Annotated in this window: 2 protein-coding genes and 1 pseudogene; all 3 read right to left on the reverse strand. The window is 63.8% G+C overall.

Going from position 1 to position 2,059, the window contains the following annotated elements:
* A pseudogene (locus EN994_RS28780) lies at positions 1-482 on the reverse strand (ABC transporter permease); the annotation flags it as partial.
* 1 nt (position 483) lies between these two features.
* A complete protein-coding gene (locus tag EN994_RS28785) occupies positions 484-1,365 on the reverse strand; it encodes an ABC transporter permease (protein WP_127308025.1) in 882 nt (293 codons plus the stop codon).
* Positions 1,366-1,378: 13 nt separating this feature from the next.
* The coding region (locus tag EN994_RS28790) for an extracellular solute-binding protein (protein ID WP_127308026.1) at positions 1,379-2,059 on the reverse strand (681 nt) is incomplete at its 5' end.

Here is a 2,059-nt window from a genome sequence, read left to right on the forward strand (position 1 = left end):
ATGTTGATCTGATGGTCGCCCATCTGGCTGTAGATGATGGCAAAGCACAGCGGCAGATTGATCACGACATGGCCGATGCCGGCAGCCAGTAGCGATTTCGGTACGCCGGCCCAGTTGAACAGCACCAGCAGCCCCATGCCGATGATGAGATAGCTGACCGTCAGCGGCAGGGTGATCAGCCCGCGCAGCAGGCCGGAGCCGGGCAGGACGAAGCGGGCAAAGCCCCAGGCGGAAAGGAAGCCGAGCGTCACGGCGGCGAGCGACGAGATGGACGCGACCAGCAGCGAATTGACCAACGCCGAAGTCAGCCGTGGGTCCGAGAGCACCGCGTCGTACCAGCGCAGCGACGGGCCGGTGAAGGGCGGGATCGGGAACGACGTCGCCTGCAGCGAAAACAGTACCAGCACGATCACGGGCAGGAAGATGAAGCCGTAGACGGCAAGCGCGTAGAGCCAGGAGGCGATGCGGACAATCCTGCGCATCTCAGGCCCGCTCGATCTTCAGCCAGTGGGCGCAGGCGAGATAGGCGATGGTGACCACCGCCATCAGGATGATCGACAGCGCCGAGGCCAGCGGAAAGTCGCCGCGCCGGCCGATCTGCATCATCACCAGCTGCGGCATCAGCAGCTCGTTGTTGCCGCCCAGGATCTGCGGCGTGATGTAGTCGCCGATGCACAGCACGAAGGTGAGGAAGGCGCCGACCATGATGCCGGGCAAGGTCAGCGGCAGCACGACATGCAGGAAGGTTCGCACCGGCCCGGCGCCGAGATCGGCGGCCGCCTTGCGGTAGCTCGGGCTGAGCTGCTTGAGATTGGCGAAGATCGTCAGCGTCAACAACATGACGAAGAAGTGCACGAAGCCGGTGATGGTGGCGAAACGCGTGTTGGCGAGATGCACAGGCTCGCTGATGAGGCCGGAGCCGGTCAGCGCCCGGTTTATGACGCCGTTCTGCGCCAGCGCCAGCAGCCAGGAATAGGAGCGCACGACATAGGAGGTCCAGAACGGCAGCACCGCCAGCATCAGCGCCAGCCGCTGCCAGCGCTCCGGCACCTGTTCGGCGAGGATCCAGGCGAAGGGATAGGCGAGCAGCACCGAGACCACGGTGACGATCGCGGTCACCTCAAGCGAGTTCACCATCGCCTGCCAGTAGGAGGGGTTGGTGAAGAATTGGCTGTAGTTGGACAGCGTGAAGCCGCCGCCCTCATGCGCCGTCAGGCTGGAAAACCCCATGGCAATGAACGGCAGCACGAAGAACAGCAGCGTCCAGCCGAGCGCCGGCGTGACCAGCGCCCAGGGCAGAGCAGAGCTCGCCCGGGGCAGGGTATGGCCCGCCCGGGGCAAGGGGTTGTTTCCAGCCGAGCTCATGAGCGCTATCGGCTCATTTCGCCTGCAGCATTTCGGTCCACATGTCCTGCATCTTCTTGTCGAGATCGGCGTTCGGCGCCGGATAGGCCTGGGCACGCGTCAGGAAGCCCGGCTGTTCGTCGAAGCGCAGCACCTTCTTCTGGTCGTCGGTCAGTGCTGCCTTGGTGTTGGCCGGCATGCCCCAGTAGCAGGAGGAGGTGGCAAGCCGCGCCTGGCCCTCCGGGCTCATAATGTACTGGATGAACTTCAGCGCCATGTCCTTGTTCTTGGAATCCTTGAACATGGCCAGCGACTGCGACCACAGAACCGCACCTTCTTTCGGGATGGAGAAGTCCAGCGCCGGGTTTTCCTTGGCTAGGCCCGCCGTCACCCATTCGCCGCCGCCGACCAGTATGTCGACCTCGCCCGTCGCCAGCGCCGTCTGGCTGGCGGTCACTTCGCCGACCAGCTTGGCATTGGCTTTCATCTTCAAGAGCTCGTCCTTGAGGGCGGGCAGGTCGGCTTCGGTGAGATCGGCCGTCTTCTTGCCGATCGCCAGTGCGGCCATGCCGATGACCGGCAGGTAGTAGTCGTAGATGGCGACCTTGCCCTTGTACTTGTCGCCGGTCAGGGCCGCCATCGACTGCATGTCGGCCGGATCGACCTTGGTCTTGTTGTAGCCGATCGTGTTGTAGCCGAACTTTTCGGTGATGCC

It is taken from the genome of Mesorhizobium sp. M7A.F.Ca.CA.002.09.1.1, assembly GCF_003998555.1.
In the GTDB taxonomy this organism is placed as follows: Bacteria; Pseudomonadota; Alphaproteobacteria; order Rhizobiales; family Rhizobiaceae; genus Mesorhizobium; species Mesorhizobium ciceri.

What these genes read in the sequence shown, in the direction of transcription:
- EN994_RS28785 (WP_127308025.1), bottom strand. Translation starts at nt 1,365, where the DNA reads ATGAGCTCGGCTGGAAACAACCCCTTGCCCCGGGCGGGCCATACCCTG.